This window comes from Hylemonella gracilis (genome assembly GCF_004328645.1).
Classification (GTDB): domain Bacteria; phylum Pseudomonadota; class Gammaproteobacteria; order Burkholderiales; family Burkholderiaceae_C; genus Hylemonella; species Hylemonella gracilis_B.
On record NZ_CP031395.1, the window covers coordinates 1,083,057 to 1,100,190 of the forward strand.

At 66.2% G+C, this 17,134-nt stretch carries 19 protein-coding genes; 11 read left to right on the forward strand and 8 right to left on the reverse strand.

Annotation, left to right across the window (positions count from 1 at the left end; translation table 11 throughout):
* Nucleotides 1-97 precede the first annotated feature (97 nt).
* From DW355_RS05135 to DW355_RS05145, 3 genes are all read right to left on the reverse strand, one after another.
* On the reverse strand, nt 98-1,303 hold the full coding sequence (locus DW355_RS05135) for a TCR/Tet family MFS transporter (RefSeq protein WP_131278250.1): 1,206 nt from the start codon (nt 1,301-1,303) through the stop codon (nt 98-100).
* Between the two features lie 449 nt (nt 1,304-1,752).
* Nucleotides 1,753-2,268 (reverse strand): class IV adenylate cyclase, encoded by a 516-nt coding sequence (locus tag DW355_RS05140; RefSeq protein ID WP_131278251.1) that lies wholly within the window; start codon nt 2,266-2,268, stop codon nt 1,753-1,755.
* A 2-nt stretch (nt 2,269-2,270) separates the two neighbouring features.
* A complete protein-coding gene (locus DW355_RS05145; protein WP_131278252.1) occupies nt 2,271-3,413 on the reverse strand; it encodes a GlxA family transcriptional regulator in 1,143 nt (380 codons plus the stop codon).
* A 115-nt stretch (nt 3,414-3,528) separates the two neighbouring features.
* On the opposite strand from DW355_RS05145, the gene DW355_RS05150 reads away from it, so the two are divergent.
* Genes DW355_RS05150 through DW355_RS05175 form a run of 6 tightly spaced genes read left to right on the forward strand, consistent with a single transcriptional unit; the run spans nt 3,529 to nt 9,377 of the window.
* A complete protein-coding gene (locus DW355_RS05150) occupies nt 3,529-4,398 on the forward strand; it encodes an ABC transporter substrate-binding protein (RefSeq protein ID WP_131278253.1) in 870 nt (289 codons plus the stop codon).
* Between the two features lie 35 nt (nt 4,399-4,433).
* Nucleotides 4,434-5,312, forward strand: a complete 879-nt coding sequence (locus DW355_RS05155; RefSeq protein WP_131278254.1) for an amino acid ABC transporter ATP-binding protein — start codon at nt 4,434-4,436, stop codon at nt 5,310-5,312.
* A gap of 5 nt (nt 5,313-5,317) precedes the next feature.
* The gene (locus tag DW355_RS05160; protein ID WP_131278255.1) at nt 5,318-5,968 is read left to right on the forward strand and encodes an amino acid ABC transporter permease; all 651 of its coding nucleotides are present in this window, start codon (nt 5,318-5,320) and stop codon (nt 5,966-5,968) included.
* Nucleotides 5,965-6,777, forward strand: a complete 813-nt coding sequence (locus DW355_RS05165; protein WP_242671303.1) for an amino acid ABC transporter permease — start codon at nt 5,965-5,967, stop codon at nt 6,775-6,777. The genes DW355_RS05160 and DW355_RS05165 overlap by 4 nt, the downstream gene beginning before the upstream one ends.
* Nucleotides 6,707-8,116, forward strand: coding sequence for an amidase (locus DW355_RS05170; RefSeq protein ID WP_131278256.1), 1,410 nt, complete (start codon nt 6,707-6,709; stop codon nt 8,114-8,116). The genes DW355_RS05165 and DW355_RS05170 overlap by 71 nt, the downstream gene beginning before the upstream one ends.
* A gap of 13 nt (nt 8,117-8,129) precedes the next feature.
* The gene (locus tag DW355_RS05175) at nt 8,130-9,377 is read left to right on the forward strand and encodes a D-amino acid dehydrogenase (protein ID WP_131278257.1); all 1,248 of its coding nucleotides are present in this window, start codon (nt 8,130-8,132) and stop codon (nt 9,375-9,377) included.
* Here DW355_RS05175 and DW355_RS05180 read toward each other — a convergent pair.
* A complete protein-coding gene (locus tag DW355_RS05180; RefSeq protein ID WP_131278258.1) occupies nt 9,328-10,245 on the reverse strand; it encodes a LysR family transcriptional regulator in 918 nt (305 codons plus the stop codon). The two genes, DW355_RS05175 and DW355_RS05180, sit on opposite strands and share 50 nt — an antisense overlap.
* Before the next feature lie 90 nt (nt 10,246-10,335).
* Here DW355_RS05180 and DW355_RS18350 point away from each other — a divergent pair, with 90 nt between their 5' ends.
* Nucleotides 10,336-10,470: a hypothetical protein gene (locus tag DW355_RS18350; RefSeq protein ID WP_278249374.1), complete on the forward strand. Its 135-nt coding sequence runs from the start codon at nt 10,336-10,338 to the stop codon at nt 10,468-10,470.
* Nucleotides 10,463-11,386 carry a pyridoxal-phosphate dependent enzyme gene (locus DW355_RS05185; protein WP_131278259.1) on the forward strand — a complete coding sequence of 308 codons (924 nt, stop codon included), beginning with the start codon at nt 10,463-10,465 and terminating at the stop codon, nt 11,384-11,386. The genes DW355_RS18350 and DW355_RS05185 overlap by 8 nt, the downstream gene beginning before the upstream one ends.
* 61 nt (nt 11,387-11,447) lie before the next feature.
* Here DW355_RS05185 and DW355_RS05190 read toward each other — a convergent pair whose 3' ends face one another.
* Entirely contained in the window at nt 11,448-11,912 is a 465-nt protein-coding gene (locus DW355_RS05190) for a TfoX/Sxy family protein (RefSeq protein WP_131278260.1), read from the reverse strand.
* An 89-nt stretch (nt 11,913-12,001) separates the two neighbouring features.
* On the opposite strand from DW355_RS05190, the gene DW355_RS05195 reads away from it, so the two are divergent.
* Together DW355_RS05195 and DW355_RS05200 are read left to right on the forward strand one after the other, a co-directional pair.
* Nucleotides 12,002-12,328, forward strand: coding sequence for a hypothetical protein (locus DW355_RS05195; RefSeq protein ID WP_131278261.1), 327 nt, complete (start codon nt 12,002-12,004; stop codon nt 12,326-12,328).
* An 87-nt stretch (nt 12,329-12,415) separates the two neighbouring features.
* Nucleotides 12,416-13,498 carry a mechanosensitive ion channel family protein gene (locus tag DW355_RS05200; protein WP_347562744.1) on the forward strand — a complete coding sequence of 361 codons (1,083 nt, stop codon included), beginning with the start codon at nt 12,416-12,418 and terminating at the stop codon, nt 13,496-13,498.
* A gap of 71 nt (nt 13,499-13,569) precedes the next feature.
* On the opposite strand, the gene DW355_RS05205 is transcribed toward DW355_RS05200, so the two are convergent.
* On the reverse strand, nt 13,570-14,370 hold the full coding sequence (locus DW355_RS05205) for an HAD family hydrolase (RefSeq protein WP_131278262.1): 801 nt from the start codon (nt 14,368-14,370) through the stop codon (nt 13,570-13,572).
* A 61-nt stretch (nt 14,371-14,431) separates the two neighbouring features.
* Between DW355_RS05205 and DW355_RS05210 the strand changes: the two genes are divergently transcribed.
* Nucleotides 14,432-15,319 (forward strand): alpha/beta hydrolase, encoded by an 888-nt coding sequence (locus tag DW355_RS05210; RefSeq protein WP_165493124.1) that lies wholly within the window; start codon nt 14,432-14,434, stop codon nt 15,317-15,319.
* 96 nt (nt 15,320-15,415) lie between these two features.
* Here the strand turns inward: DW355_RS05210 and DW355_RS05215 are convergent, their stop codons facing one another.
* Together DW355_RS05215 and DW355_RS05220 are read right to left on the reverse strand one after the other, a co-directional pair.
* Nucleotides 15,416-15,937, reverse strand: coding sequence for a DUF4148 domain-containing protein (locus DW355_RS05215; RefSeq protein ID WP_131278264.1), 522 nt, complete (start codon nt 15,935-15,937; stop codon nt 15,416-15,418).
* Between the two features lie 354 nt (nt 15,938-16,291).
* Complete coding sequence (locus tag DW355_RS05220; protein ID WP_131278265.1) at nt 16,292-17,041, reverse strand: SIMPL domain-containing protein; 750 nt, start codon at nt 17,039-17,041, stop codon at nt 16,292-16,294.
* Nucleotides 17,042-17,134: the final 93 nt, after the last annotated feature.

Consider the following 17,134-nt stretch of genomic DNA (forward strand, 5'->3'; position numbering starts at 1 on the left):
GCGACGCAGCGACGGGGGATGATCCGGATTCCTCGACGTGAAGCCGCACTGGTTTTCCACGAGATGCGGCATGGCATCCGCTGCTGGCGGTAGCGCGCTAAACAGCGACGGTCTTGGGGCCTCCGGATGTCCGCGTGCCCAACAGAACCAGTGGCACCGCCACGGCATAGACCACGACCACCAGCAGCCAGATGGCGCCGGGCCAGTGTGACTGAACGCCGTAGTAGAAGGTCGAGAACGCGAGCGGGGCGACGATGGAGGCCAGGCTGACGGCCGACATCAAGACGCCTTGAAACTGGCCCTGCAGTTCGGCATGGACTTGGCGGCTTGCCAGCGCTTGCAAGGCTGGTGTGCCGATGCTGCCCAGCGCGAAGAGCGGCATGACGGCAAAGACCATCCAGCCCTGGCGGAGAAAGGCCATGGCCGCCAGCGCGACACAGGCGCAGGCGATGCCTGTCAGCACCGCGCGGCGTTCGCCGAGCCAGCGGCTGGCCGGTCCGGGGAGCAGGGCCTGCACCAGGGTCTGGCAGACGCCAAAAGTCCCGAGCGACAGACCGATCCAGAAGCCATTCCATCCAAACGCATCCGCGCCCCACAGGGCCCAGCAGATGCCATAGGCCTCGCCCGTCGTGCTCAGAATGAAGAAGGTCAGGATAAGGGGCAGCAGGCGCTTTCGCGACAGTGCCCAGCGCAACGGCCTCAGCGGATTGAGGCTGCCGAGGTCGATGCGTGTCGAGCCGGGGCTGGCGTGGCGCGACTCCGGCAGCATGAGGCAGGCGAGCAGGAAATTGATGGCGTTCAGCGCGGCCGCAGCGAGGAAGGGCAGTCGTACCCAGTGGTCCCCGAGCGCACCGCCCAGCACTGGCCCGATGATGAAACCCGCGCCGAACATGGCATTGAACAGACCGAAACGGCGGGCGCGTGTTGCTTCGGGCGAGATGTCGGTGATGTACGCGGTGGCGACCGACATGTTGGCGCTGGTCAGGCCCGCGATGGCGCGTCCGAGCAGAAGCAGCCCGAGGCAGGGAGCGCACGCAAGCAGCAGGTAGTTGATGGTGGCTCCGGCCAGCGACAGCAGCATGACGGGGCGCCGGCCCAGCCGGTCGCTGAGTGCGCCGAGCACAGGCGCGAAGACGAACTGCATGGCCGCATACAGCGCAGCCATGAGACCGATGAAAGGCGCGACGTTGGCGGTCTGAGTGACGTCCCGCACCAGCGTTGGCAGGATGGGAAAGACGAGGCCGATGCCCATGGCATCCAGCGCGACGCAAAGGTAGATAACGAGGAGAGGACTGTGGTTCATGGCGCGTTCCTAGTGTGGCGGGCAAGGCGTGGCAGGCACGGTTGCTCGCAACAGGTATCCGACGGGATGTCGGGGGAAACGCTGGCCGACCCACGCTAGGCGCTGGGGGCGTGTGCGCGACTGTCTGCCGGGGACGCTGGCTCAGGGGCCAGACATCGTCAATGCAGGCGGTCGTTTTTCGCGGTCTTCGGCTCGGAATTATCACACGTGCGCTTCCCAGGCGTCGGCGACGGGTGTCCACGGTGGACGAGGCGAGAGAGCGGTCGGAGGCAGGCATGGTCGGTCCAGAGTCGGGTCAGGCAAAGAGGGCGCACTGTAGAGGTCTGACCGCCTGGAACCAAGCAATAAAAACTCATGAACTTATGCCGCGGGTCCCTCACCGCTGGCCGAATGTGCGTCGCTGTCCCAAGGCGCGTTGCACGGACGTCGACGCGTGGACCCCCGAGGGCTCAGCGCCTTGCGGCCAGCAGGTCCAGGTAGGCGCCTTGCACCAGCGACGTGGGCGCGATGCCCAGCGCCGCCATGATGTCCTGCGCTTCCTGCGTACCGGATGCATCCGCTTCGTGGTCGGCGAGCACGACTTCCAGTTCGAGGTAATTGCCCAGGTCGACGACCCGGTCCAGGTGCACCCGCGTGCGCCCGATGAGGTAGAGCGTGCGCTGCTTGTGTACTCGGCCGATCTGGCCGTGCGCCAGCGTCAGGGCCTGCCGCAGTGTGTCGGGCTCCGCCGTCGGCGAACGGACGTAGGACGACACCTTGGGGCCCGCCTCGTCCGCGCGGTGGTAGTGGATGAGTTCGCCCGTGCCGTCACCGAAGTCGCGCAGCTTCAGTCGGCCCGACGTGCATCGGAAGAAGGTGTCGTCCTGGGCGATCTCGGTCGGGCCGGAGGTGGCCAGAGGCGTGAGGCGGGTCAGGACCTGGGCGCGATCGTCCATCCGCGCCTTGATTTCAATATTGCGTGCCATGGTCATGACGTGCTGGTTTCGCTGCTGCGCGAGGGGACGCGCGTGCCGGTGCTCGTCAAGGCCTTTCGGAGCCGTCCGGGTGCGACGCCGTAGCACTGCTGGAAGTGCCGAATGAAGTGCGCGGCGTCGGAGAAGCCGCATTCGAAGGCGATGTCGTTGATCGTTGAATCGGTGGTGGTCAACAGCCAGCGACCGTATTTCAATCGGGAGTTCCGGTAGAACTCCGAAGGTGATGCGCCGGTTTCGGCCAGGAACACACGCTCCAATTGCCGGCTGCTGGAATTCACCAGCTTGGCGATGACGCTGATTTCGAGCGGGATGGAGAGGTTCTTTTCCATCAGGATGATGGCCTGGCGCAACTTCTCGTTGTCGGCGGAGGCATAACCCAGCGCATGCCGGCGCGCGATGTGGGAGGAGGAAGAGCGCTGCGAGACCGACATCTGGTGCACGACCTTGGCGGCCCGGTCGGGGCCGCAATGGACGCGGATCAGCTCCGTGGCCAGTTCGATGATGGACACACCGCCCGCGCAGCTGATCCGCGGGCCGTCGAACACGTAGTCACAGTTCGTCGCGAAGCGCGCCTTGGGGAACATTCGCTTCCAGTCGTCCACGTGGAAAGGATGGATGCAAGCCAGCTGATCCTTCATCAGTCCCGCGCGCGCCAGCACGAAGGTGCCGGTGCAGATGCCGATGAGCGGAACGCCGGCTTCATCGGCCCGGCGCAGGAACGCCAGGTAATGCGGTTCCACATCGTCCATGAAGGGCAGCAGGCCGCCGATGACGGCGATGTAGTCGAACTTCGTGCCCGAGTCCAACGCTTCCTGCACGGGGATCTCGACGCCGGAACTGGCGGTGATGCGGGTGCCGGGCAGGCCCAGCACGCTCCATGAGCAGCGCACCTGCCGGCTCTGGTCGCCCAGGTCGGCCGCGTGGCGCAGCGCGTCGCACAGGCCCGCCAGTGACAGCAGGGGGAAACGCGGCCACAGCAGGATGCCGATGCGCAACTCCACGGCGTCGTCCGGCGGCACCGACGTGGCCGCCGCCGTGTCCAGGCTCTGCGAACCGTCGAGGCGGTGGACCAAGTGCTTGCCAGCGTCCTTCCCGGGCGGCGCGACACGCGTAGGGGTTTGCTTGGGATGTCGCATACGTTCAATTTAGCAGACAGCGCTTACAACCGGGAAAACGGGGGGCAAACCTACGATGCGTTCACGCCTGCGCAGCGTCATTCACCAACCCCTCGTCTGATTTTCTGGAGTCGATATGAAGCACTTGTCTCTGGCGCGCATCCTGTGCGCGGTTCTCGGCGTCGCGCTGATCGCGCCATCGGTTCACGCCCAATCGGTTCCCCGGACCATCGAGCCGGGGCAACTCACCATCGCCTTCACCGGTGACATGCCGGGCACGGGTTACCAGGACGGCAGCATGATCGGCTACGACGGCGAAATCCTGCAACGGGTGGCGAACACGCTCAAGCTCAAGGTCAAGCCCGCGCTGATGGAGTGGTCGGGCACGATCGCCTCGGTGCAGACCGGGCGCGTGGATGTGATGGCGGGCACCATGGGGTGGACCGAGCAACGCGCGAAGATCATGACGCTGAGTGATCCGATTCACTATTTCAAGAATGGCATCATGCAGTCGTCCAAGACCGACTGGTCGACCCTGAAGGAGCTGGAGGGGCGCAAGGTGGGCACCATCACCGGCTTCTCCTTCATCCCTGAGCTGCGCAAGATCAAGGGGCTGCAACTGAGCCAGTACGACACCTCGGACGCCGCCGTGCGCGATCTGCTGGCCGGTCGCATCGACGCCGTGATCGGCGATCCGCCGGTGGTGCAGTACGCCATCTCCCGCAATCCGCAGTGGAAGCTGCGTTTCAACGCCTTCACCGACAACAACCCGGAGTTCCCCTTGCTGACGGGCCTGGGCCAGGTGGTGTTCGGCCTGAGCAAGGACAACCCCGAGCTCGCGGCCGCCGTGAATGCCGAGATCGCCAAGCTCTGGCAAAAGTGCGAGCTCAAGAAGATCGGCGAGCGTTACGGCCTGGTGCAGGATGTCTGGTACGTGCCGGTCGGCCAGAACTTCCGCGCTGGCGTGGATCGCCCCGCCGACTGGCGCCTGCCTTCCTGCCGCTGACAGGCACGGTGGTGCACGACGTGAGGGATGACACGATGGCCTCCATGCAGGCGATGCGGCAAGCGGTGCGAGCCGATGCCGATTCCGCGCAGCGGCCCGTGCTGCGCATCGAAGGGCTGCGGAAAAGCTACGGCGCGCTCGATGTTCTCAAGGGCATCTCGCTGGAATTGCACAGGGGCGAGACCCTCGCCCTCATTGGTCCGAGCGGTTCCGGCAAATCCACCTGTCTGCGGTGCATCAATTTTCTGGAGCGTCCGACGGATGGCGCGATCTTTCTGGATGAGGAGCGCATCGGGCAATTGCCCAGCCGGCGACAGGACTGGCGCTGGATGTCGGACCGTGAACTGGCGCCCCAGCGCGCCGAGATCGGCATGGTGTTCCAGGGCTTCTACCTGTGGCCCCATTTGAACGTGCGCGACAACGTGGCGCTTGGGCCCATCCGGGCTGGCGGCATGGCGCGCGCCGAGGCGCACGCCCTCGCGCAGGAGATGCTGGACAAGGTGCATCTGGGACACAAGGCGGACGAATTCCCGGAGCGGCTCTCGGGCGGGCAGCAGCAGCGCGTGGCGATCGCACGGGCCCTGGCGCAGCGACCCAGGCTGATCCTGTTCGACGAGCCCACCTCGGCGCTGGACCCGGAACTGGTGGGCGAGGTGCTGGGCGTGATCCGCGAGCTGGCGGAGGAAGGGCGATCCATGATTCTGGTCACGCACGAAATCCGCTTCGCCCGCGACGTGGCCGATCGTGTCATCTTCATGGATCAGGGGCACATCGTCGAAAAAGGCAGCGCCGCCGAGGTCATCGATCGGCCGCGCGTGGAGCGCACGCGCAGCTTTCTCGGCAAGGTCGGTGGCCGCGTTGGGGCGGGCGATGACGCCAGTGCCCAAGTCGGCCTGGTGCGGCCCGCAAGGTGACGCCGATGATGCACACCTTTCTGGGCATTCTGGCCGCCTTGGCCGTGGGCGTGGTCACGATCGTCCAGGTGACGCTGGGGGCCTTCCTGATCGCCTGCGTGCTGGGGCTTGCACTGGCCGTGCTGCGGGTCTTCGGTCGCCACCGCCTGCCCTTGTGGCTGTTGTCGGTCTACGTCGAGTGGATGCGCAATGTGCCGGCGCTGGCGCATCTGTTCCTACTCTATTTCGGCCTTGCCGCGGCCGGTATCCGTCTCTCACCGCTGTGCGCGGCTGTGACGGGCTTGGGCCTGGTGGGGGCGGCGGTGCTCTGCGATGTGTTCGCGGCCGGCTTGCGCTCGCTGCACATGGGACAGCGTGAAGCGGCCCTGGCCGTTGGCCTGGCGCCGGGGCAGGTGCTGCGTTTCGTGCTCGTGCCGCAGATGCTGCGCGTGACCTTTCCATCCTTGACGAATTACGCCGTGGTGCTCATCAAGGACACCTCGATCGCGTCGGCCATCGCCGCGCCCGAAATCATGTTCCTCGCCCGCAACCTCGTGACATCGACTTTCGAGACCGTGCTGATCTACCTGGCGGCCATGCTGCTGTACGCGGCCCTGGTCTGGCCCGTGACCTGGGGGTTCCGACGGATCGAACTGCGAATGGAGGGCGTGCGATGACGGCGTTTTTCCTGACCTATCTGGAGTACCTGCCCGAATGGTGGCCGCGGCTGCTGGACGGCGCGCGGGTGACGGCGAGCCTGTCATTGTTGGGTTTCGTGCTGGCCCTGGGGCTGGGGGCCTTGCTGCTGGTGCTGCAGCGCGGCGGCGTGAGACCACTGGCGACGCTGGCCCGGGGGTATGTGGTGGCCGTTCGGACGGTGCCGCTGCTGGCCCTGTTGCTGACTTTGTACTTCGCGCTTCCCGCGCTGGGCCTGACGCTGCCTGGTTTCTGGGCCGGCGCCCTGGGCCTGGGGTTGCATGGTTCGGCCTACGTGGCCGAAATCCTGCGCGGTGGCCTGTTGTCGGTGCATCGTGGTCAGCGCGAGGCGGCACTGGCCGCGGGCCTGTCGCCGCTGCAGGTGTTTGTGCGCGTGGTGTGGCCGCAGGCCTTGCGCGTCATGCTCGCGCCGCTGCTCAATACCTACGTGACCCTGCTGAAAGACAGTTCCCTGTGCGCGTTGATTGCCACCGAAGAACTGATGTTGGCCGCGCGCGCCATCGCCAGCGAGTCGTTTCTCCCATTGCACATCTTCCTGCTGGTCGGTGTGTTCTATTTTGCGATCGCGTTTCCCCTGTCCATGCTTTCTCGACTCATCGAGCGGCGCCTGCGGCGGGGTCGACGCACCCTGGGGCGGCATGAGCCCTGCCCGGCCGTCCGAAGGCGCTCGCCCCGAAGCCACAGGCGAAGGTACACCCATGAATCCCGTTCTGTTCAATCCCGCCTTTGTCTCGATCGAGCAAGCCAAGGCGGCCATGGAGGCCGGTGAGCTCACCAGCGAGGTGCTGGTGGAACATCAACTGCAGCGCATCGAGCGATTCGATGCCAAGCTGCACGCCTTCGTCGATGTCTATGCCGACGAGGCGCGCGAGACCGCGCGCGCGATGGATGGCCTGCGCCGCGCGGGCATCAGTCTCGGCCCCTTGCACGGTGTCACCGTGGCGGTGAAAGACCTGTTCGAGATCGACGGCAAGCCGATCACCGGCGGTTCCGTGGCCCAGCCGGCCAGGATCTCGACCAGCACGGCCACCGTGGTGCAGCGTTTGCGATCTGCGGGAGCCATCGTGATCGGCAAGACCCACACGGTTGAATATGCCTTCGGGGGCTGGGGCACGAACGAAGTCATGGGCACGCCCTGGAACCCCTGGGATCTGCGCACGCACCGGATTCCGGGCGGCTCCAGCAGCGGGTCCGCGGTGGCTGTTGCCGCGGGCCTGGCCTGCGCGGCCATCGGCACCGACACCGGTGGCTCGGTGCGCATCCCCGCGGGCCTGTGCGGGCTGGTGGGACTGAAGACCACGCATGGTTTGATCAGCCGGCATGGCTTGATCGAACTCTGCCCCAGCCACGACACAGTTGGTCCCCTGGCGCGCACTGCCAGGGATTGCGCTTTGCTGCTGGACGTGATGGCGGGGGCTGACCCGCTGGACGACGTGTCGCAGGGCGCACCGGTGCGGCAGATTGCACCCGCCCTGAAGGCCCTGCCGCGCGGGGCCCGGCTCTGGGTTTTGCCGGCCGCGGAGCGGGTGGGGGTGGAGGCCGCCGTTCTGACCGCCTACGACGAAGCCCTGAACGTGTTGCGGGGCATGGGGATACAACTGGTCGAACAGGACCTGCCCCAGTCCTGCGCCGAGTCCATGCGCATCGCCGGTCAGTTGATGAGCGCCGAAGGCTACGCGCAACTCGGGCCGTTGTTCGAGCGTTCCGAACTGCGCTTCGACCCGAACATCCGGCGCCGCATTCTGCTGGGGAGTGGCATCAGCGCGCAGCAATACCAGGACCTCTTGCGTTCCCGTGACCGTGCACGCCGTGACATGTTGAACGCCATGGACGGCATCGACGCCTGCGTGTTTCCCACCAATGCCATCTCCGCCATTCCGGTGGCCGAGGTGGACGAACTCGCCACGCCCTTGTCGCGTTTCGGGCGCTTCGTCAATTTGATGAACCTGTGTGCCCTGGCCGTCCCGGCCGGGATGTCACCCGAGGGCATGCCGATATCCGTCCAATTCATCGGCCGTTCCTGGGACGAACCCAAGGTGCTGCGCCTGGGTCTGGGGTTCGAGCAAGCCACCGCGTGGCACGGGCTGCGCCCCGCCGGTCTGGATTGAGTACGAGGACATCATGAAAGTATGTGTGATAGGCGCCGGCATCGTCGGCTGCGCCACGGCCTACCAGCTTGCTTTGCAGGGGTGGGAGGTGCATCTGCTGGACCAGGCCCCGGGAGCGGGACGCGGCACCAGCTTCGCGAATGGGGCTCAACTCAGCTACAGCTACGTCGAGCCCCTGGCTTCTCCGGCGACCTTGCGCGGTCTGCCCGCGATGCTCGTGTCTTCCGCTTCGCCCCTGCGCTTGCGCCTGCGTGCCGATGTCCGTCAGTGGGTGTGGTGCCTGCAGTTCCTGCGGGCTTGCACCGCGCGACAGTCGCGCCTGGGGACACGCGAATTGTTGCTGCTCGCTCAACTCAGCCGGGAGACCTTGGACAGCTGGATGGACCGGGAGGACTGGCGGTTTTCGTTCCAACGCAACGGCAAGCTGGTGCTCTGTCCGGATGCGGAGTCCTTGCGCAGGCAGCAGGCCCAACTGCAGTTTCAATCGACGCTGGGTTGCCGGCAGACGCTGCTGACGCCGCAGGAATGCGTGGACCGGGAGCCGGCCTTGCGCACATCCATCGATCAGTTCGCGGGTGGCGTCTGGACCGCGGATGAATGTGTGGGTGATCCGCATGCCTTGAGCCTGGAAATGACAGACAGCTTGCTGCGTCTGGGAGGACAAGTCCATTTCGACACGAAGGTGACGGGGTTCGTCGTCCAAGGCGATCGCGTCGCGGCCGCGGTGACACCCGGTGGGGCATTCGCCGCCGATGCGTTCGTGATCGCCAATGGCGTGGAGGCCCCCCGGCTGGCGGCATTGGTCCGGGTCACGTTGCCGATCTATCCCATCAAAGGCTACAGCATCACTTTGCCCGTGCGTGCCTCGGACAAGGCACCCCGCGTCAGCGTGACCGATCTCGGGCGCAAGACCGTGTTCGCGCCGCTGGGCGGGCGTCTGCGCGTGGCGGCCAGGGCCGAGTTGGTCGGGCATGACCTGTCCATCCCACCCGGTCGCATCCAGCAAATGATGGACGCCGCACGCCAGATGTTTCCCGAGGCCTGCGAGTTCCAGGACCCGCAGTCGTGGGCGGGCTTGCGTCCCGCGACGCCCACCGCCGTGCCCATCATCGGGCAAAGAGGCCCCGCCAATCTCTACATCAATGCGGGCCATGGGGCGCTGGGTTTCACCTTGGCCGCAGGCAGTGCCTGGGTCCTGGGGCGGCAGATGCTCAGCGATCTGTCTTCAAACGTTCCCCCAGAAAATCCAGCAGCGCCTTGAGCTTGGGTGTGACGTGGCGCGTGCGCGGGTAGAGCGCCCAGGCGTCGCCGCTGTAGTGGGTCTGAAAGGTCCAGTCGGGCAAGACCGGGACGATGCGACCCTGGGCCAGGGCCTCCTGCGCCGTGAAATGGGGCAGGCTGCCGATGCCCAGGTGGCTCAGCACGGCGTCCAGTCGCACACCGGTGTGGTTGGCCGCGTAGCGACCGCGCACCTGCACGGTCGCGCTCTGCTCGCCGCGTCGGAACTTCCAGCGTGCATCGCCCGGTTCCTCGCCCAGGTAGATGCAGTTGTGCGCTTTCAGGTCCTGCGGCTGCGCGGGCATGCCGTGCGTCGCCAGGTACTCGGGCGTGGCGCAGAGCAGGTGGTCAATGCGCAGCAGGCGCCGCCCCATCAGCCCGGGCGGCGGCTGGTCGGTGATGCGGATGGCCAGGTCGATCTCTTCGTCGTACAGGTCCATGTAACGGTCCTCCAGGCGCAACAGCACGTCCACCTGGGGGTAGCGCGCCAGGAAGTCGGGCATGTGCGGGTGCACCAGGGCCCGGCCGATGGCCTTGGGCACGCTGATGCGCAGTTGCCCGCGCGGTTCCTCGCCTTGGTGGCCCGCGGCTTCGAGCGCGGCCTGTGCCGCGTCCAGCATCTCGCGGCAATGCGTGTAGACCGCCTGACCGCCATCGCTCAGACGCAGCTTGCGGGTGCTGCGCTGCAGCAGGCGCTGGCCCAGCGCCTGCTCGAGCCGGGCCACGGCGCGGCTGGCCGCCGAGGGCGTGACCGCCATCTGGCGGGCCGCTTCCGAGAAGCTGCCGGTCTCGACCACGCGGACGAACACCGCCATTTCATGCAGCAGAAGCTGTGCTTGATTTGTGCTCATGGAGAACAAATGATTTGAAATTTGAGTGGATTATCGCTTCGCACGAATGCTTTTAGACTGCCTGCATCGCGCTCTGAATCGACGTATCCCATGCCACTGAACCGCTTTTTCCCCCTGCGTTCCGCCCACGTCCCGGAATGGCTGAACCTGGCCCTGATCCGCTGGCCCGGCCAAGCTCCTGCAGAGCTGGAAGTGGGTCGCCAAGACAATGTGAACCATGACTGAACCGCTGCATCTCCATTCCCCGCTGCTGCGGGCTGCGCCAGGCCTGTTCTCGCATCCCGAGGTGTGGCTCAAGATGGATGCGCTGCAGCCCAGCGGCAGCTTCAAGCTGCGCGGGGTGGGCCTGCTGGTGCAGCGCGCCGCGGACGACGGGGCCACTGCCATCGTCTGCGCCTCGGGCGGCAATGCGGGCTTCGCGGCGGCCTGGGCAGCCCAGGCGCTGGGCCTGCAGGCCACCATCGTGCTGCCGCTGAGCAGCAGCGCGGCCGTGGCCGAGAAGATCGCCGCGCGCGGCGCCGAGGTGCTGCGTCATGGCGCGGTCTGGGATGAGGCGCATGCGTATGCCGTGGGGCTCGCGCAACAGCGCGGCGCGGCTTATGTCCATCCGTTCGACCACCCGCTCTTGTGGCAGGGCCATGCCAGCTTGATCGACGAAGTGGTGGCCGAGGGCCTGGACTTCGATGCGGTGATCACGGCGGTGGGCGGCGGCGGCCTGCTGTGCGGAATCGTTCAGGGCCTGCACCGCAATGGCCTGGGCCATGTGCCGGTGATCGCGGTCGAAACCCTGGGTGCCGATAGCCTGAGTCAGAGCATCAAGGCGGGCGTCGCGGTCACTTTGCCGGCCATCCGCTCCATCGCAACATCGCTGGGCGCCCGCCGCGTCGCCGACGAAGCATTGCGGCTGGCGCAAACCCACCCAACCCTCAGTCTGACCGTCAGCGATGACCAAGCCATGGCAGCCTGCATCCGTTTTGCCGATGGCATGCGTGTGCTGGTAGAGCCGGCTTGCGGCGCCGCGCTGGCGGCGGTGGATGCCTACCCTGAAATCCTGTCCCGCTTCAAGAGGCCCTTGGTGGAAGTCTGCGGGGGCATGGCCGTCAGCCTCGCGACGCTGGGCGCATGGTCCGCCCAGTCCTGAGTCGTCCACGGCACGCCTCCTGAACCACAAGCGCTGAGCCGCTTTGCGCGGCGCGTGGCGTTCAGGTTTTGCGGGAGCGGGGTTTGTCGGTCTGGGATCGGGTCCGGGGGGTGGCGGGACCGACGTCGTCTCGTGATGATGTGCCGCGCTTGCGTGACGCGGTGGACCGGACAGGTCGGGGGGATTTGGCTGGCTTGCGTGCCGCGAGCGCGGCCGCCATCGCCAGTCGCGCCCAGGGTGTCATCAGCGCGGGCGACTCGAGCGCTTCGGCGGGTGGCGTCCAGTAGCTCATCACGACCGTGGGTTTGTGTTTCGAACCTGCGTAGACAAAAGGCTGGCCGCCGGCGTCGGCAAAGGCCTGTCGCGTGGCCTCATGGGTCTTGAGATAGAGCCGACCGTCCGCGATGAGGGCGATGAACAGCTCGTCCACGTACAGGCCTTGTCCTCCGAACATGCGCCTGGCCCGCGCCTTGCCCAGTGGTGCAAACAATTCGAGACAGTGTTCGGCGAGTGCTTCGTGGGCCATGGTGTCAGGCAGGTGAGGCGGGCAGGTTCAGAAGGACCGAGGTTCGGGGCCGACCTGCTTGACGCGGGGGGGCGCGAGAATCACGCGTCATGATCCAACGCATCATTCTGATCGAGCCCGAGGCACCCGCCAAGCCTGCCCTGGGCGAGCCCTGCAATGGCTGCGGCCTGTGCTGCCTGCACGCGCCCTGTCCGTTGGGTGTGCTGGTGACGCGACGCTGGCGCGGCGCTTGCGCCGCCCTGCGCTGGGACGCGGCGCAGCGGCGTTACCAATGTGGTCTGCTGGCCCCGGCGCGTCCTCGCGGGCCGCGTTGGTGGCGCATCGTGAAACAGGCTTGGCTGCGTCGTTGGATCGCTGCCGGCCAGGGCTGTGACGCTGACGTGGTGGCGCAAAACATTCCTGACGGAAGGGATTGAAACCCAGGTTTGGTGCATTGCCCGATAGCCGTTAAAACAGTGGGTTACTAAAAATGAATCCAACGACTGCGCAAGGAGGTGCCGACATTGACCTGGATTGAAAACCTGCTGACTCCCGTTTCTTCCACCTGGGGTGGTGTGCTGGTGGTGCTGCTGCTGGCGGTCGCGCTCAGCGTGCTGACGTTTTACGCGGGGCGGCGCCTGATCATGCGCGTGACCACGCCCGAATCCATGCTGCGTCACGTGCTGATGTCCGTGCTGGGGCCCGCGCGCTGGGCCGTGCCCGTGGCCGTGGGCGTGCTGGTGTTGCAGGCCGCGCCCGAGAGCCTGCCCTGGATGGACGGGGCGCGTCACGTCACGGGTCTGCTGTTGATCGGCCTGTGCACCTCGCTGAGCATGCGCGCGCTCACGGGTTTCGCCAACGGCGTGCTGGCCCGGTATCCAGTGGATGTGGTGGAGAACCTGGAAGCAAGGCGGGTCCACACGCAGGCGCGGGTGTTGTCGCGTCTGGCCCAGGTGGTGGTTTTCCTGGCCGGCCTCGCCTTCATGCTGATGACCTTTCCCGGCGCGCGCCAGGTCGGCACCAGCCTGCTGGCTTCCGCCGGTGTCCTCGGTCTGGTGGTCGGTATTGCGGCGCGGCCGGTGTTCAGCAATTTGATCGCGGGCCTGCAGATCGCGCTGACCCAGCCCATCCGCATCGACGACGTGCTGATCGTGCGCGGGGAGTGGGGGCGTGTCGAGGAGATCACGGGCACCTACGTCGTGTTCCGCGTCTGGGACGACCGGCGGCTGGTGATTCCTCTGCAGTGGTTCATCGACAACCCCTTCGAGAACTGGACACGCACCGGCACGGCCTTGCTGGGCACGGTGTTCCTGTGGGTGGATTTCGCCCTGCCGCTGGCGCCGCTACGCGCCGAGCTGGAGCGGGTGGTCAAGACCATTCCTGAATGGGATGGGCGCCTGGCCTTGCTGCACGTGACCGACACCAACGACCGTGCCATGCAAGTGCGCGCGCTGGTGACCGCGCAGGATGCGGCGCGCATGTTCGAGCTGCGTTGCAAGGTACGCGAGGCGCTGATCGATTTCATCCAGAGCCAGTACCCGGGACGTCTGCCCCGGTTGCGGGTGGATGATCTGCGATGGGACGACAAGCTGCCCTTGGCCGCTTGATCCGCTGAGACCGACCGGGCCGACAGGCCCTGTGGCACAGCGGGGGTGCGACTCACACGCGCGGCACAGGCTTAAGGCCGGTTTTGCAGCAGCGCCCGTGCAAGTTCCGTGAAGCCCGCGCCGCGTTCGCTTGCCGTCAGATAACGCGGTCGATGCGTCAGCTCGGGCAGGAAGCGCGCGATGTTGGCCACGCCCACGCTGTGTCGAAACCGCTGGAACATGAGCTGGTCGTTCGTCGAGTCGCCGATGTAGACCCACTGGTCGAGTTCTTCGCCGAGTTCCCGACCCAACAGTTCACGCACGATCCAGCGCGCGCCATTCCATTTGTCGTGTGCGCCGATCCAACCGTTGATGTGGATGCTGCTGACCGTGGCGTTCAGTCCCTCGGCCTGCATGATGCGCACCGCGTGGGCGACGGCCTCGGGTGGCAACTGGGTGAATTCGCTGTGGTCGATGGCGATGTCGGTCTCGCGGCCCGGGCTGTCCTGGGCCAGCGTGGCGCCCGGCACTTCGCGCAACACGCGTTGCGCCACCTCTTGCAGGCGCGCGTGGTTGCGGCGGCGCGTGGCTTCGTCCTGCTGGTAGATCTTGCGTCTTCCACCGTCGACCCAGGCGACCGAGCCGTTTTCCGCCACGAGGGCCTGCACCGGCCAGCTGCGCGCATGCGGCGCGCTCCAGCCGATGGGGCGACCCGTGACCGGGATCACCGCGATGCCGGCCTCGCGCAAGGCATCCAGCGATTGCCGCGCGTCGGGCGTGATCGCGCCCTCGGTGGTCAAGGTGTCGTCGATGTCGGTCAGCACGCCGGTGATGCGGTGGCGTTCTTCGGCGGGCCAGGTGGGGAGGGCGAGCAGCGTGGGTGAGGCGGACATGGGGATTCAGGGAGAATGCGCGGCAACATTATCCGGGGCCGCCGAGCGGCGAGCGAGCGCGATGGAAGAAATACACGGCGTGGCGCATGAGGTACGGCACGAGGGGCTGCACCTGCATGTCTGGGAGAAATTCACGGGTCGCCCCCAAGGCAAGCCCGTCCTGGTGCTGGCCCATGGTTCGGCGACGGGAGGGCGAGAGAGCTTTGACCTGCAGGTGCCGGGTCAGTCCAGCTACAGCGCCATGGACTTTCTGGCACGGCAAGGTTTCGACGTGTTCGCGTTCGACGTGCGCGGCTTCGGCCGCTCCACCCGGCCCGAGGATTTCCTGACGACCGAACAGGCCGCGAGCGATCTCAATGCGGTGGTGGATGACGTGCTGGCCCTGCGCGGTACGTCCCAGGTGCGGCAAGTGCATCTGCTGGCCTGGTCCTGGGGCACGCAGTACGGCGGACAGTTCGTGATGGCGCACCCGGAGAAAGTGGCGCGTTACGCCAGCTACGCCCAGATGCACGCCGACAGCCCGGACCTGAAGACTCGCCGACCGCGCCTGGCCGTGTTCCAGCGCAACCCCTACATCCGCATCACCGAGCAGGGCTGGAAGCTGCGTTTCCATTCGCTCACGCCCGAAGCGGTGAACGACCCGGTGGTAATGGACGCGTTTGCCCGCGCTGCCGTGGCGGCCGAGGAGAAGTCACCCACCGGCCCGCAGATCGACGTGCTCACCCGCCTGCCCCTGGTGGACCCGCATCGCATCACGGTGCCCACGCTGATGGTTCATGGCCAGTACGACGATGTGGCTGACACCGAGGGTCTGCTGCCCTTCTTCGCGGCTCTGCCCAACCCGGACAAGCAGTACGTCGTCATCCCCGACGGTGGGCACATGCTGCACCTGCAGCGTGGTCACAGGCGCTTGCAGCAAGCATTGGCGGCTTGGTTTTCGGCGTTCTGAACGACTCCGTTAGTCCGTCTCATGCACGGATCCGTGTGGAGGCCCCAAATAAAAAGGCCCCGGCGGTAGCCGAGGCCTTCAGGGGGCAACGGAGGTTCAGTTCGCAGACACGGTGCCATTGCCGCTGGAGGCGGTGTTGGTGTGCACGACCTTCTGCGCATAGAGGCCGGGGAACTGCTGGTTGAGCGTCATGCTGTCTTCGCCCACGGCCACGATGTCACCGGTGCGCACGGCGTCGGCCAGTTCAGCCTGCACTTGCTCACGCGTCTTGCCGGCCTTGGCGACTTGCTTCGGATAGAGGTCGGGGAACAGCTGGTTGAGCTTGCTCGAGGTGCCAACCACCATGTCGCCGTTGCGCACCGCTTGGGCCAGTTCGGCTTGGGCTTGCTCGCCGGTCTTGCCGGCCTTGGCGGCTTGTTGCGGGTACAGGCCGGGGAATTGCTGGTTCAGCGTCATGCTGTCTTCGCCCACAGCCACGATGGTGCCGCTGCGCACGGCCTGGGCCAGTTCAGCCTGGACTTGTTCGCGGGTCTTGGCGGTGGTGTCATTGGCCAGGGCGGGGCCGGCGATCAGGGCGGCGGCGATGGCAACGAGGGAGAGGGAAGTCGAGCGGTTCATGATGGAAATCCTTTCAGTTTGCTTCAATGGGCAGTGGTCGGCAGGTCGGTCTGACCGAGCTCAAGGCCACATCGATGAGCGTTGTTGGTGAGCGCTGCGTCGATGGGATGAACTGTATGCTTGCTGAAACAGGAGATAAACCAGCAAATCCGAACTTCGGTATTTCCAAAACAAAAACAATCGGCCCTTGAAATCGGAGAAACGCGACGCGACGGGGCTATCGGAACGTTGATCAGCCGTTTTCCTTGCTACTGGCCCTGCACGGAGTCTGATTTGTGCAGGGTGCGCCCTTGGCTCCCGGGAGCGGTGCCGGTGCGGAGGGCCATCTGGGACGCCCCCCAGGGCGTCAGCATGTCAGCGCAGTCGGACCGGTGCCTTGCCGTCGGCCAGCAGGGTGGCGGTGACGTGCAAGGTCACGGTGGTCGTGCCGCCTTCGGTCGGCAAAGGCATGCTCTCGCTGGCCATGTCCCCGCCCTTGGCCATGGCCAGCGCCCGCATCGGACGTGGCATGGCCTGGGATTGGTCCAGGGCCAGGGTCTGGATGCGGTACTGCGCGAAGCCGAAGGCCGCCGCGGTGGCGCGGGCTTTTTGCTCCACGCTTTGCGCCAATTCGGTGATCAGCCGGTCCCGCGCCTTGTCGTGCGCGGCGGACGACAGCGAGAAGTCGACCGACTGGATGCGCATCTCGCGGCTGAGCTCGGAGCTCAGGGCGCCCAGTTCGGTGAAGTTGCGCGACTGCAGCACGATGCTGCCGCTGACCGTCCAGCGCTGGGTCTTGCCCTTGGCGTCGTAGATCGGTTGCGTGGTCACGCCACCGAGCCGGGCCTCGATGCCGCTGGTCTTCTGAGCCTGGGCCAGCGCTTCGTTCAGCCGTGCCAGCACACGCTGCGTGAGCGCCCGGGTGTCTTCGCCATCTTCGGACGTACCGAGCGTGACGTGCATCCGGTCGTTGTCCACTTCTACCGATGATTGCGCGTCCAGGGAGATCGTGGTCGCGGCTGCGGGGTTGGGCAAGAACAGCTGTGCCTGGGCCGGGCTGCAAAGCAAGGCGATGGCGAGGGTTGCGACAAGGGCAGAGCCGGTGGGCAGGACGCGGATTTTCATGGGGTTCCTCCTGGAATCGTGCGGATGGGTGAAGGGGCGCTGGAGCTGGGGGTACCGCAGCGCAATGCAGACGCACTCGACGCGCCCGCATCA